Origin of the sequence: Flectobacillus longus (genome assembly GCF_030056705.1) — a bacterium.
Taxonomy (GTDB): domain Bacteria; phylum Bacteroidota; class Bacteroidia; order Cytophagales; family Spirosomataceae; genus Flectobacillus; species Flectobacillus longus.
Genome location: NZ_JASHIC010000022.1, coordinates 16,630 through 30,364 on the forward strand (window position 1 = coordinate 16,630; position 13,735 = coordinate 30,364).

6 protein-coding genes are annotated in these 13,735 nt (G+C 39.7%); all 6 read left to right on the forward strand.

The features are described from left to right. Positions 1-287: 287 nt before the first annotated feature. The 6 genes from QM491_RS16505 (at position 288) to QM491_RS16530 (ending at position 13,485) form a co-directional block, all read left to right on the forward strand. The gene (locus tag QM491_RS16505; RefSeq protein WP_283328660.1) at positions 288-3,416 is read left to right on the forward strand and encodes a SusC/RagA family TonB-linked outer membrane protein; all 3,129 of its coding nucleotides are present in this window, start codon (positions 288-290) and stop codon (positions 3,414-3,416) included. Between the two features lie 13 nt (positions 3,417-3,429). Further along, positions 3,430-5,319 (forward strand): RagB/SusD family nutrient uptake outer membrane protein, encoded by a 1,890-nt coding sequence (locus QM491_RS16510; RefSeq protein WP_283328662.1) that lies wholly within the window; start codon positions 3,430-3,432, stop codon positions 5,317-5,319. A gap of 48 nt (positions 5,320-5,367) precedes the next feature. Next, positions 5,368-8,394, forward strand: coding sequence for a SusC/RagA family TonB-linked outer membrane protein (locus QM491_RS16515; protein WP_283328663.1), 3,027 nt, complete (start codon positions 5,368-5,370; stop codon positions 8,392-8,394). Positions 8,395-8,433: 39 nt separating this feature from the next. Next, entirely contained in the window at positions 8,434-10,221 is a 1,788-nt protein-coding gene (locus tag QM491_RS16520) for a RagB/SusD family nutrient uptake outer membrane protein (protein ID WP_283328665.1), read from the forward strand. Between the two features lie 120 nt (positions 10,222-10,341). Next, entirely contained in the window at positions 10,342-11,301 is a 960-nt protein-coding gene (locus tag QM491_RS16525; RefSeq protein WP_283328667.1) for a DUF5627 domain-containing protein, read from the forward strand. Positions 11,302-11,325: 24 nt separating this feature from the next. Beyond that, the gene (locus QM491_RS16530) at positions 11,326-13,485 is read left to right on the forward strand and encodes an endo-1,4-beta-xylanase (RefSeq protein WP_283328669.1); all 2,160 of its coding nucleotides are present in this window, start codon (positions 11,326-11,328) and stop codon (positions 13,483-13,485) included. Positions 13,486-13,735: the final 250 nt, after the last annotated feature.

Consider the following 13,735-nt stretch of genomic DNA (forward strand, 5'->3'; position numbering starts at 1 on the left):
TGTAAATCCTCATTGAAATACTAAACATGATTTGGTCATAAACGCATCTTGTTAAATCTTAAAACATACAGATGTGATATCCTAATTTTAGTCAGACAAGACGTTCATTAGTATTTATAATTTTATTTCACTCAGACAAAAAGTGTCATATTGACACTTTTTGTCTGAGTGCTAAACATAAGGAATACATATTTGAAGATTTGTGCTAATGTATTCTATCTACATGACTTTACTTTGCACAGTAATTTTATATTATTTATTAAATGAATCATATTTTACTCTAATGTATGAAACACTTTAACCTACCTATTTCAACTATTCGGAATAAACTTCACTTAGTAGCATGGTTTGTTTCGCTAATGATTGGGGTTTCGAGTTTTTCCTTAAAAGCTCAAAATTTAAAAGGAGTTGTTAAGTCAGCCTCTGGCGAACCTATCCCTGGCGCAACAATTGCAGTAAAGGGAAGCACCAAAGGAACCAATGCTAACAGGGACGGAGCATTTAGCATTAATTGTTCTCCTAAAGAAACCTTAATTATCAGTTCGATTGGTTTCAAGCCACAAGAAATCCTTGTGGGAAAAAAAACGTTTTTAGAAGTTGTGCTTGAAGAATTCCAAACGGCTTTGGACGAAGTCGTGGTGGTTGGATACGGCAAGCAAAAGAAAGAAGGTGTTGTAGCCTCTGTGACCCAAACCACTGGGAAAGTCCTTGAGCGGGCAGGTGGTGTTTCGAGTATTGGTGCCGCCCTCACAGGTAACGTGCCAGGCTTGATTACCAATGCCAGTACTGGTTTGCCTGGTGCCGAGGACCCACAAATTATCATTCGTGGACGAAGTACTTGGAACAACTCAGACCCGTTAATTTTGGTGGATGGTGTCGAACGTCCTATGAATAGTGTCGATATCAGTTCTGTCGAAACTGTAACTGTTTTAAAAGATGCTTCTGCTACAGCCGTGTTTGGTTCGAGAGGTGCCAATGGCGTAATCTTGATTACGACAAAAAGAGGTAAAACAGGAAAGGCATCTATCCGTGCCACGGTTAATACAATTTTGAAGTCTCCATCAAAGCTTCCAGGGAAATACGACTCATTCGATGCGTTACGTATAAGGAATGACGTTATCGAATACGAGCTTGCCACCAAGCCCGATGGTTGGAGAGATTATTTGCCATTTGATATTCTGAACAAGTACCGCAATCCAGCAAACTTAGCAGAAGCAGAGCGTTATCCGAATGTCAACTGGGAAGAAACATTGTTTAAATCTCACGCTTGGTCAAACAACGCCAACTTGAACATTAGTGGCGGTACAAATACCGTAAAGTATTTTACCAGTGCTGACTTTTTGCATGAAGCCGATTTGTTTAAAACTTATCCAAACAATCGTGGCTATGAACAAGGTTTCGGTTTTGACCGCTTGAATGTGAGAAGTAATTTGGACTTTCAGTTAACACCAACTACTTTATTCAAAACCAACTTATCAGGCTCTTATGGGGTACGCAAAAGCCCTTGGGGTTTTACAGGTTCGGAATATGGCGCTTGGATAGACGCTTATAATGCAGCTCCCGACTTGTTTTTGCCTGTGTACTCAGATGGCTCTTGGGGATATTATGCACCAAACGAAGCTAGAGCAGAAAACTCGGCAAGAAGTTTAGCGATTGGGGGTGTTTCTTACCAAACAACCGCAAGAATCACGACAGACTTTACACTCGATCAGGAGTTGGATATGATTACCAAGGGATTGAGATTTACAGGTACTATCTCTCTTGATAACACTTTTGTAGAAAGCGATAGAGGTATTAATGACCTTTACAACGATACACAACGTAAATGGATTAACCCAGAAACAGGAGCTGTTACGTATCGCCAAGCCATTGACGGTATCACAGGATTTGATTTTCAGGAAGGTATAAAATGGAGTCCTGCGGCTGGTACTATTGGTGCTAGCCAAAGAAGATTGTTCTATCAATTACAGCTCAATTATGCCAAAAATATTGCTGGAAAGCATTATCTAACAGGTATGGGCTTAATGAACCGTAACGTCTATGCCAATGGTAGTATGATTCCATCGTATCGTGAAGACTGGGTATTTAGAACAACCTATACCTACAACAACAAATATACGGTAGAATATAACGGAGCTTATAACGGTTCAGAGCAATTTGCAGCGGCATATCGTTTTGCTTTCTTCCAATCGGGTGGTTTAAACTGGATTGTTTCAAATGAAAACTTTATGAAGTCTTTAAAATTTGTAGACCAATTTAAAGTAAGAGCTTCTTATGGACAAACAGGTTTTGATAACCTTGGGGTGAGATGGCCATATTTGGAACAATGGAACTATAATGGAAAATCAAGATTAGGAATCAGTGGTGAAGCTGCCGAACAAAGCCCTTATACATGGTATAGCCAAACTGTAGTGGGTAACCCAAATGTTCAATGGGAACAATCCGAAAAGTACAATGTTGGGGTTGATTTCGAATTTTTGAAAGGTTTTATCAAAGGAAAAGCAGACTTTTTTACGGATAATAGAAGTAAAATTTTGTTAGCAAACCGTTCAGACGTTCCTACTTACTTTGGTGCAACACCACCTGTGGCAAACCTTGGAGCAGTAAAATCGAGTGGTTATGAACTAGAGTTACATCTCAATAAAACCCTGAGAAACTTTAGGTTATGGACAGACCTTAACATGACGCATACGCAAAATAAGATTATTGAAGCTGCTAATCCTGAATTATTACCTGACTACCAAAAATCAGAAGGTATGCAAATCAACCAAGCTTATTCGTATGTAAGTCGTGGTACCTATAACACGTGGGATCAATTATATGGAAGTGCTATTCAGAATGCAAACGACAACCAAAAACTCCCTGGCAACTACTATTTGGTAGATTATAATGGTGATGGTTTGATTGATTCTCGTGACAATATCCCTTATGGCTATACAGGCTGGCCTGCCAATACTTACAATGCCACTTTTGGCATCGACTGGAAAGGGTTCTCTGCTTTTGTACAATTCTATGCAGTAAACAACGTAACACGTCAGGTAGAATTTAGAAGCTTGAGTTCGCAAAGTCATACCGTATACCAAGAAGGTGATTATTGGTCGCCTAGTAATCCGAATGCTAATCCTATGCCACGTTGGTTGACAACACCACAAGGCTATTATAGAGGCACACAATATATGTATGATGGTTCGTATGTACGCTTAAAGAATGCTGAAATCGCTTACAACTTTACGTCAGAGTTTAGTAGAAAGTTGGGCGTATCAGGACTCAGAATTTATCTCAATGGTAACAACCTAGTTGCTTGGAGCAAAATGCCTGATGACCGCGAATCCAACTTTGCAGGTACAGGCTGGGCTTCACAAGGAGCATATCCTACCGTTAAACGATTCAATTTAGGTCTAAATCTTACCTTCTAATTAAAACAAAAGCATGATTAAGAAAATTAAACTCTTGTTTGTGGCGGTGGGTCTTTCCATGACTTTTGGAATTACCTCCTGCAAGGATTTCCTCGACCGTGACCCCCAATCATTGGTTTCAGACAAGGATGCCTTTAAAAACTTTGTTAACTTTCAAGGTTTTACTGAAGAGCTATATCATTGTATTCCAGACTTTTCGAATGCATATTGGACAAATTCTTGGAACTGGGGAGAAGATGAAATTCAGTCTACAGCCCAAACTTTTCACTTTTGTGTAAAAATCGACAATGGTGATTTTTGGGGCTGGCAACGCAACTTTGACGGCTGGCAAGCAGGTTGGATGGATCGTAACAATAACCTAACCAACGACGACCGCTTTACAAAATCACTTTGGGGCTTAGGTTGGTATGCTATTCGTAAAGCTAATATGGGCTTGGCTAATATCGATAAATTAACCGATGCAACTCAGGAAGAGAAAAACCTTATCAAAGGACAGTTATTATTCTTTAGAGGCTGGTACCACTTTATGTTTATGCAATATTTTGGTGGACTACCTTATATCGACCAAGTGCTTCCTGGTGACCAAAAGCTTACCTTACCTCGACTCAAATACAGTGAATGTGCCGACAAGGCCGCTGCCGATTTTAGAGAAGCTGCGAATCTTTTGCCTACCAACTGGGATAATACCACAGCAGGAAAAAGAACCTTAGGTAAAAACCAACTCCGTATCAATAAGATTATGGCATTGGGCTATTTAGGGAAAAATTACCTTTGGGCAGGTAGTCCATTGATGAACTCAGTGTCAGGTGGCAGCCGTACTTACAATGCAGAATACTGCAAAAAAGCAGCAGATGCTTTTGCTGAATTATTATCCTTGTGCGAAAGTGGCGAAGCTCCATATAGCTTAGTTCCTTTTGCTCAGTACTATACCAATTTTTATACCACAGGACAAAACTGGAATATTCCAGGGGGAACTGAGGCCATTTTTAGAGGTCCTTATTATGGTGCCAATAGCTCGAACTGGGGAACAAGCAAGCAGTATTCTCCACTCATTATTAGCGAAGGTGATGTGAAGTTTCTACCAACTTCTAACTACGTTAATTACTATGGTATGGCCAATGGTTTGCCAATCAAAGATGTTACTCAAGCTGATAGTGAATCAGGTTATAATCCTGAGTATCCTTGGAAAGGCCGTGACCCTCGTTTTTATAATGATATTGTGTTCGATGGGGTAAAAATGGTTGCAGGAAGTATTCCAAACGCCAGCGAGGCAAACAACCGTTATGCCAACCTTAACACAGGTGGTTCGTATCGTGACATTGCTACAGGAAGTCGTACAGGATACTTGTTATTCAAGTTTGTACCAAGAACGGCAAATAAATACGACCAAGGATACAGTTATGACAAAAGCTTGAATATCCACCTACCTTATATGCGTTTGGCTGATATTTATTTGATGTATGCCGAGGCTGCGGCACAAGGTTATGGCTCTCCAACAGGTAAATCGGCCAGTTACAGCAAAACTGCCGTAGATGCCATCAATGCCATCCGTGACAGAGCTGGTGTTGGGCATGTGGCAACTAAGTTTTTGGCGTCTTTGGATATATTTATGGATGAAGTTCGTCGTGAAAGAGCCGTTGAACTATCTTTTGAAGGGCACCGATTCAACGACCTACGCCGTTGGTTGTTGCTTACCCAAAGTCCCTATACTTTGAAAAAATCGATAGAGTTTGATCGTGCCAGCACACTTGATCCCAACAAAGATCCTAAAGAAAACAGAGTGTTGAACATTCGTGAGACCACCATTTTGGAACGCAAGTTTACCGACAAGCATTATTGGTTACCGCTCAAAAACAACGATGCCAACCTCTATTTAGAATTTGCTCAAAACCCTGGTTGGTAATCAGAGCTAATACTATAATCATACCTTGAAAAGATTAATGTAAAGCAAATGAAGTTCATAAAAATACTCCTCTTCTTGTGTACGCTCATGATGTTACAGCCTGTAACATCGAGGGCACAAGACAACCCAACCATACAGATTAAGGCCACTGTATTTGGGATAAACAATCAACCTTTGAAAGGGGCGGTTGTAACAAGCGCTGCCGAAAATAGCAAAGCCGTTACAACAGATGCTTTTGGTTCTTTTGAATATGAAGTAGCCAAAAATGATGTTTTATCGATTTCGGCTAAAGGGTTTGAAACAAAATATATTACCATTACAAAAGCGATTTCTCAAATTAGTCTTACGCCAGAAAAAACACGTGATTTGATTCACGCTGCTTTTCGGGAGGTAGAAAAACAAGACTTATTGGGGGGTGTTGCTTCGGTAAATGTAAAAGAGCTTTTAAACAAAAACTATTTTACATCTACCCTCGATGGCATGGAGGCTTTTGCTTCTGGCTTTAATGGTAATAGCAATTGGGGCATGGGTAACTATCTGTTTATGATTGATGGTGTACCTCGCGAAACTGGTAATGTGGCTCCTACCGAAATAGAAGAAATTGTTTTCTTGAAAGGTGCCAATGCGGTAGCGCTTTATGGTAGCCGTGCTGCTAAAGGTGTTGTCAATGTCATAACCAAGCGTGGAGAAGCAGGAAAGCGCCGATTTGATTTGAGAGTAAATAGCGGTATCAATATTCCAAAGAGCTACCCTAAGTATTTAGGTTCAGCAGAATATATGAGCCTGTACAATGAAGCTCGTAGAAATGATGGTTTGACAGATTTGTATTCGGAATTGGATATCTATAATTATGGTTCAGGGCGCAATAAATACCGTTATCCTAATGTAGATTTTTATTCTTCAGATTATCTCAAAAATGTATTTATGCGTTATGACGCTACCGCAGAAATTTCGGGAGGAAACGAGCGTGTAAGATATTACACCAACTTAGGATATTCAACAACTGGTTCATTATTGAACTTTGGCGAAGCAAAAAACAATAACAATTCGGACCGTCTTAATTTTAGAGGAAATCTTGATATTCAGCTCAACGAATATATCTCGATGAATGCCGACGCAACGGCCATTTTCTATACAGGAAGAGGAGTAAATACAGATTATTGGGGCAATGCCGCTACGGTACGTCCCAATCGTTTTGCACCTTTAATTCCGATAGATTTAATCGAAAAAGAAGATGCGGCTTCACAAATTTGGATTCAGAATAGTAACAACCTTATTGATGGCAAATATTTACTAGGAGGTACGCAACTTGACCAAACTAACCCTATCGCAACGATTTACGCAGGAGGAAACAACCAGTATTCAAACCGTCAATTTCAGTTTAATACTGGTCTGAAGGCTGATTTACGTAATGTTTTGAAAGGGTTGTCATTCCGTACAGGTTTTGCGGTAGACTACGCTACGGCTTATTCGCTGTCATACAATTACTCGTATGCTACGTACTCGCCAGCGTGGAATAACTATAGCGGTACCGACCTAATTAGTAGTTTGACAGTGTATAACCAAGATGCTAAATCTGGAACACAAAATGTGAGTGGTAACTGGTATCGCCAAACTATCGCTTTTTCGGGTCAATTGAACTATGACCGAACTTTTGGTAGTAACCACAACTTGTCTGCGATTTTGTTGGCTAATGGTTTCCAGCAGTCCGAATCAGCGGTTTATCACCGCACTAGTAATGCAAACCTTGGCTTTTTAGCAAGCTATAATTACAATCACAAGTACTACGTGGATTTGAGTACAGCTTATATTCACTCTGCTAAGTTGCCACCAAGTAATCGTCAGGCGTTTTCGCCATCGGTTTCGTTAGGTTGGAGATTGAGTCGTGAAAACTTCTTGAAAGATTCACGTATTGTCAACGATTTAAAACTCACAGCTTCAGCAAGCATTTTGAATACCGATTTGGATATTTCTGATTATTATCTCTATCAAGGATTTTATACCACAGCTGGCTCATGGTATGGTTGGAAAGACGGAACGGGTATTCAGGCAACTGAATCGAGAAGAGGAGATAATCCTAATATGAAATTTCCAAGAAGAGAAGAAATCAACATTGGTATAGAAGGAACCTTCTTTAATCGCCTTTTGAGTCTGAATGGTACTTTCTTTATGAATAAAATCACAGGTAATATCATTCAAGCATCTGTGTTGTTTCCTTCATACTTTACAACTGGTTGGCCAGTCTCTTCTTTTATTCCTTATGTTAATTATAACGAAGATAAGCGTGTTGGCTTTGATTTCTCTGCCAATTTGAACAAGAAAATTGGAGATGTAAACTGGAACTTGGGTATCAATGGTACTTATTACCAAACAACCGCTGTAAAAAGAGCAGAGCTTTACGAAAATGCTTACCAAAACAGACAAGGTAAAGCTTTGGACGGCATTTGGGGATTGCAAAACTTAGGCTTTTTCCAAGATGATAATGATATCAAAAATTCTCCTTCACAAACATTTGGTCAAGTAAAACCTGGTGATATCAAGTACAAAGATCAAAATGGAGATGGTATTATCGACTCTCGTGATGAAGTATTTTTAGGAAAAGGAGGTTGGTTTGGCGCACCATTTACTATGGGCGTAACGCTTTCGGCACAATGGAAAAAACTTACGTTTTTGGCAATGGGTGTTGGTCGTTTTGGAGCAAATGCTATGCGTAACAATTCGTATTTCTGGGTATATGGTGAAAATAAATATTCGGAAGTCGTTCGCAATCGCTGGACAGAAGCTACTAAGTTGACAGCTACGTATCCTCGTCTTACTACTTTGAGTAGCGATAATAATTTCCGTTCGTCTGATTTCTGGATGTATAGCACCAATCGATTTGATTTGGCAAAAGTACAAATCAGCTATGACCTGACTGATATTCTCAAAATGAAATCGTTTGTTCGTGAGCTTGGCGTATATATCAATGGTTTCAATTTATTGACTTTTGCCCAAAATCGTGAAATTCTTGAACTTAATGTCGCTAGCTCACCACAAACTCGATTTTTCAACCTAGGTGTAAAAGCATTGTTTTAGGTTTATTACTCATACTTAGAAACTGATACTATGATGAATATGAATAAGGGTATATTCAAATTTTTGGCCTGTATCCTCTTGCTCTCAAGTTGCCAAGATTTGATTGAGCCTGCACAGGAAAACAACAGGCAATTAGACCCAAGTGCCTATTTACCAAGCGATTCAAGATTCCCATTTGGTGTTTTATTGAATGGATACAACCGTATTCCGAGCAACTCGTGGTCATTTAACGATGTGGCTACCGACGATGCCGTAACCAATGACCAAACTAACGGTTATTTAAAAATGGCAACTGGACAATGGACCGCCAATAACAATCCAGCCAACCAATGGACCAACTGTTATGCAGGAATTCAGTACATGAATATCATGCTTGGTGAAGTAGACAAAGTAACATGGGTTATAGATCCTGTGGCAAGCAAATTATTTGCTACTCGTATCAAGGGCGAAGCATTTGGTATTAGAGCTTTGTTGATGTACAATTTGTTACAGGCTCATGCAGGATTAGGAAAAGGAGGTAATATGTTAGGTGTACCTATTTTGGTAAAACCTCAAACTACATCAGACAATTATAATCTGCCAAGAGCAAGTTTTGAAGATTGTATCAAACAGATTTATACAGACCTTGACAGCGCAGATGTTCGTTTGCCTCTTGATTATCAGAACTTAACGTCGGGACAAGAATCTCAAATTCCAAGTAAATACGGCACCGTTACCATCGAACAATACAACCGCGCCTTTGGGGTAACCTTTAGCGGTCTTTTGAGTGGGCGTATTGCCAAAGCAATCAGAGCAAAAGTGGCGCTTTTGGCAGCAAGCCCTGCTTTTAACCCAAACAATGCTAATAAATGGGTTGATGCAGCAAACTACTCGGCTCAAGTTTTGAATCTTAACGGTGGAATCAACGCTATTACTAGCAATGTAGCAAGCGGACTTACGTGGTATTCTAACACGACAGAAATTGCAGCTTTGAAAGATGGCGCTAATCCTCCTGAGATACTTTGGCGTAATAACTGGGGCGAAAACCGTGACTTGGAACAAGCAAATTTTCCACCAACACTTTTTGGAAATGGTAGAATCAATCCAACACAAAACTTGGTAGATGCTTTTCCGACTATCAATGGATACCCAATTAGCGATTCTAATAGTGGTTATAATGCCAATGACCCTTATACTAATCGTGACCCTCGTTTGAAAATGTTTATTTTGGTCAACGGAGCTACGGCTGGTGTCAACAACACTGCTATTAATACCGCTACCGATGGAACTACCAACGATGGACTCAATAAAGTAGCCACTTCGACCCGAACAGGCTATTATATGCGTAAACTATTACGTCAGGATGTGAACCTAAACCCAACTTCATCGACCAATCAGCGTCATTACAAACCGCATATTCGTTATACCGAAATTGCCTTGAGTTATGCCGAAGCAGCCAACGAAGCTTGGGGACCTACAGGTACAGGAACCAATGCCTATTCGGCTTATGATATCGTTAGAGCCATCCGTCGTCGTGCTGGAATTGGTTTAGCCAACAATGATGCCTATCTCGAAAGTATCAAAAATAATAAAGAACAAATGCGCCAGTTGATTCGAAACGAACGCCGTTTGGAACTTTGTTTTGAAGGATTCAGATTTTGGGATTTACGTCGCTGGGATGCGAATCTTACCGAATCTGCCAAAGGTATAAGTATTCGTAGTGGTGCGTTTACGGTACTTCCAACAGTTGAATCAAGGATATATCAGAATTATATGAAATATGGACCCATTCCATATTCGGAGGTACTGAAGTTTTCGGCACTAGAGCAAAATCAAGGCTGGAATTAATAAAAACTTGAAATTAGCTCAATAATTAAGTATTTACAATTTCTCAAAAGTCACGTTTCAGCCTAGTTGATTATTTATAAAAACTAGGCTGAAAGGATGACAAACAAAATATTCATACTTATGAAGAATTCGATTTTCATATTAGTAATATTCGTTATGGGACTCATTTCGTGTAATGTCGAAAAGGAGTTTCCAGACTACAAATACCAAACTGTCTATTTTGCTTATCAATATCCTGTAAGAACTATCACTTTAGGAGAAGATTTGACGGTAAACACCGACCTAGATAATCAGTACAAATGTCAAATTTATGCGGCATTGGGCGGAGCGTATTACAGCAAAAAAGATGTAGCAGTAACGGTATCTGTAGATAACTCACTACTAGGAAGTGGGATGCGATTTGGCTCTGGCAAAGACGAAATTCTACCGATGCCAAGCAGTTATTTCAAGCTAGCCTCTGACAAAATCGTGATTCCAGCAGGAACGATTGCTGGTGGAGTAGATGTACAACTTACTGATGCGTTTTTTGCTGACCCCAAAGCCATCAAAAACACCTACGTTATTCCACTAACAATGACTAAAGTAACCGATGCCGATTCTATTTTGTATGGCAAACATTATATTCTGTATGCTATTAAGTTCGTGAATCCTTGGCATGGCAATTATCTAAGAAGAGGAAAAGACCTTGTAAGTGGTAGTGTAAATCAAACCATTGTTAGACATGCGCAGTATGTAGAAAAAGATGAAGTGAATATGCTATCGACCAAGTCATTGAGTGAGCTTACTTTTCCTGTAGTACTTAAAGATAAAGACGGAAAAAATATCAGTACCTCTTTACTCTTGAAATTTGACAATAACGGAAAATGTACAATTTCATCGGCTACCTCAGGTATCACAGCTACGGGCACAGGGGCTTTTGTCAAAAAAGGAGAAAAAAATAGCTGGGGCAACAAAGACCGTGATGCTCTTTATCTCAATTACGAAGTAAATCTCACAGGAATGAAAGTAGTTACAAGCGATACCTTGGTCATGCGTGATCGTGCTGTAACAATGGAAACTTTTACTCCTGTAGCAAAGTAACCTCATTCTTATAACCGACTCACTATGAACAAATTATATCAAATAGCTTTGGGGTTCACGAGCATCGTATTGGCTTCGTGTACTAAATTTGAGCCGCTAGAGTTTGCCACAACCAAACCCGAAAGTGTTGCTTTACAAGAAAATATTGACGCCTATCCTGCGCTCAAATCCTATATAAACCGCACCTCTAATCCTAACTTCAAGTTTGGCGTAGCGCTTTCTCTCAACGACTACGTCAACAAAGGGGTAATGTATCGCCTAGCCAATAAAAATTTCGATGAAATTGCCCTAGGATATGAAATGAAGCATGGCGCTGTGGTACAGTCTAATGGCTCTTTGGCATTAGACAATGTTTCAAAACTATTGGCAGCTGCCAAAGAAGCAGGTACTTCCGTTTACGGACATACCCTTTGCTGGCATGCCAATCAAAATGCGAGCTATCTGAACAGCCTGATTGCACCCATGCTCGTAACAGCGCCATCTTTTCCTAATGACCTAAACACTAACCCTTTAAATAACAATCTTTTTACAGGCTGGACTCAAACCAATAGTGGTGCTGGTATTTCGATTGCCAACAACGCAGGTATGGGAGCAGGTACAAAGGCTATCAAGCTGACTGCTTCGGCAAGTTCTTCTTCTGCTACTGCTTTACAACTGACCACGCCTTCTATTACCGTTGTGCCTGGTCACAAATACGAAGTAGTGTGCTATATCAAATCCGATATAGCTGGCGAAGGACGTATCTCTTTTGAAGGACTTAGCAACAACACCCCTTCGATTGACTGGACTAAATCAGGAAAGGCCTCTGCAACATTTACGACAGGGATTTCTTGGAAAGAAGTTAGATTTCAGATTAGTGACTTTACAGGAAATAACATTAAGCTCAATTTTGATTTGGGCTATAAACCAAATGTGAACTATTACATCGACATCAACAACCTCTATATCTATGATACCCAAGGCACTCCAGTAGTCACCAACCTTGTAGCCAATGGCGATTTTGAGTCAGGCTCAGGTTGGGGAGGCTGGGGCGGTAGCTCATCGAGAGGTGTAACGGCTGATGGTTTAGGATATAACAACAAAGGGAAAGCCTTTTTTGTAACAAACCCCTCAAAATCAGCAAACTACTGGGATGTTCAAACATTATATGATTTTGGGAAAAATCTAAATAATGGCGAATCCTATGTACTTTCTTTTTGGGTAAAAGGTACTGCCGAAGGAATTATTAGACCAGAACTACAAAGTGCTTCTTACACATCAAATGGCTATGGTCAGGTACCAGTAACAAAAGATTGGAAATTAATAGAGTTAACAACAACCGTATCAGGTTCTGACAAATCTAGATTGGTATTCAGCTATGGAGAGTTTGGTGGAACAGTATATATCGATAATGTTGTTCTCAAAAGCACCAAAGCTTCGGGTGGTACTGTAACGCTAGCAGAAAAAACAACATCTGAAAAAACAAGCCTGATTACCAGCGCTTTGGATACATGGATGTCGGGCATTATGGGTGTCAGTAAATCTTATGTAAAAGCATGGGATGTAGTTAATGAGCCTATGGACGATGGCAAACCTTATGAGCTAAAAACTGCTGTAGGTCGTACTACGATTTCTTCGGATGAGTTCTTCTGGCAAGATTATATGGGAAAAGATTATGCTGTAACGGCATTCCAATTAGCCAGAAAATACGGTAATCCAGATGACAAGCTATTTATTAATGACTATAACCTTGAATATAGCCTCGACAAATGTAAAGGAATCATTGCTTATGTAAATTATATCGAAAGTAAAGGAGCAAAAGTAGATGGCATAGGTACTCAAATGCACATTAGTATTACTTCCGATAAAAACAAAATAGCCGAAATGTTCAAACTATTAGCTGCTAGTGGCAAGTTGATTAAAATCTCAGAATTAGATATTGGCTTAGGTGGTATCAAAACCGCTGACGCTACTAAAGAGCAATATCAGGCACAAGCAGAAATGTACAAATATGTTATTGACAAATACTTTGAACTAATTCCTGCGGCTCAACGATACGGCATTACCATTTGGAGTCCGCTTGATAGCCCTGCCAATTCGAGTTGGAGAGCTGATGAGCCAATCGGTCTTTGGAATGGTCAGTATGTACGCAAGTTAGCCTATTCGTATGTAGCAGATGCCATCAAAGCCAATACAAGCAAATAGAGCTTTAACAGCAGTCAATGGATTTGAGATTTCGGATATATAACAAGATGCCTTTATTTTTTACAAAAAAAGAAACTTACACTTCCGAAATCCAACATCCGAAATCCGAAATTGTTTAAAAGTCTTAGTAAACTCTAAACTTATCTCTTAATCTTATACCTATAGTTCTTGAGCATTGGGTTGCTTCGGGATTTTTGCAATCCAATGTTTCAAGGCTCTTACATACTGAGTGATTAGCCCGCTAAAACAT

Coding starts and splice junctions, on each gene's coding strand:
- QM491_RS16520 (WP_283328665.1), top strand. CDS start 8,434: ATGAATAAGGGTATATTCAAATTTTTGGCCTGTATCCTCTTGCTCTCA.
- QM491_RS16525 (WP_283328667.1), top strand. CDS start 10,342: ATGAAGAATTCGATTTTCATATTAGTAATATTCGTTATGGGACTCATT.
- QM491_RS16530 (WP_283328669.1), top strand. CDS start 11,326: ATGAACAAATTATATCAAATAGCTTTGGGGTTCACGAGCATCGTATTG.
- QM491_RS16505 (WP_283328660.1), top strand. CDS start 288: ATGAAACACTTTAACCTACCTATTTCAACTATTCGGAATAAACTTCAC.
- QM491_RS16515 (WP_283328663.1), top strand. CDS start 5,368: ATGAAGTTCATAAAAATACTCCTCTTCTTGTGTACGCTCATGATGTTA.
- QM491_RS16510 (WP_283328662.1), top strand. CDS start 3,430: ATGATTAAGAAAATTAAACTCTTGTTTGTGGCGGTGGGTCTTTCCATG.